Origin of the sequence: Mycobacterium asiaticum (assembly GCF_001673315.1) — a bacterium.
Classification (GTDB): Bacteria; Actinomycetota; Actinomycetes; order Mycobacteriales; family Mycobacteriaceae; genus Mycobacterium; species Mycobacterium asiaticum_B.
The window spans coordinates 1-1,206 of record NZ_LZLQ01000035.1 but is presented as its reverse complement, the minus strand read 5'-3'; the positions used below and the strand labels follow the sequence as shown (position 1 = coordinate 1,206).

Below are 1,206 nucleotides of genomic sequence, written 5' to 3'. Positions count from 1 at the left end.
GCGCCGATGCCCCCGGCACCTCCGGCGCCGCCGAGGCCGCCACTGCCTACCAGCCCCGGGGCACCGCCATCGCCGCCTGCGCCGCCATCCCCGCCGATACCGCCGCCGATGCCCGCGGCACCGCCACCGTCGCCGCCCGCGCCCGCCCGTCCGCCATTGCCCCACAGCGGGCCGGCCGAACCACCAGCGCCGCCGGCGCCGCCGGCACCGGCAATGCCGCTGACTCCGGCTGCTCCGCCCTGGCCGCCCGCACCGCCGAACCCGCCGCTACCAAACAGCCAGCCACCCTGGCCGCCCGCACCGCCGCGTCCGCCGGCCCCGCTGACACCACCGGCGCCACCGGCCCCGCCCGCGCCTCCAATTCCGATCAGTCCGGCGTCTCCGCCTGCGCCACCGGCCTGCCCCACCCCGCCGGCCGCGCCGTTGCCACCGTTGCCGATGAGCAAGCCGCCGGCGCCGCCCCGCGCACCGGGCGTTGTCGCATGGGCGCCGTCGCCGATCAGCGGGCGTCCCAACAGCGCCTGCGTCGGCGCGTTGATGGCATCCAGCACCGGTCGCAGCCCCACCGCATTGACCGCTTCTGCGGTCGCATACGAGCTGGCGCCGCCGGTCAGCGACTGTACGAATCCTTGGTAGAACGCCTCCGCCTGAGCACTGAGCTGCTGATACTGGCGCGCATGCCCGGCGAAGAGCGCGGCGACGGCCGCCGAGATCTCGTCCGCTCCCGCGGCCAGCATCGTGGAGGTGGGAAGCGCGGCCGCCGCGTTGGCCGCAGTCAGCGCGGACCCGACGCGGGACAGATCCGCTGCCGCCAATGCCATCAGCTCCGGGACCGCGATCACAGCCGTCACGCCTAACGTATCGGTGTCGCGGGCGGGGACGTTTCAGGCGCCAGAAAGCCCACCGGCCCCGAAGCGAGGCAGAGCGCGAGGGCGGTGGTGCCGGCCCGCGCGGTGATCGCGTCCCCGGCGCCCGGCAGCCGGGCGTAGACGCGGTTGAGCCCTGGATGCACGGGCACCTTGACCTCCGGACCTTCGGACAAAGCCAGCATCATCGAACCGTCAGAATTAGCCAGGTAATTGAGTTCGACCGTCCACTCGGCCGGCAACAGCGGACCGTCGAGGACCAGGCGCGCCGGTTGGTCGGGCTGGGCGAAGTACCCGCACTGGGGAACCGGGCCGGCGACGATCGTCCTGACCCACGTCA

Annotated in this window: 1 protein-coding gene and 1 pseudogene; both read right to left on the bottom strand. The window is 74.3% G+C overall.

Annotated features, from left to right (window positions below; all coding sequences use genetic code 11):
• Nucleotides 1-851 (bottom strand): PE family protein (locus tag A5636_RS06275; RefSeq protein ID WP_155763660.1); only part of this gene is annotated, 851 nt, incomplete at its 3' end.
• A gap of 2 nt (nucleotides 852-853) precedes the next feature.
• A pseudogene (locus A5636_RS06270) lies at nucleotides 854-1,206 on the bottom strand (hypothetical protein); the annotation flags it as partial.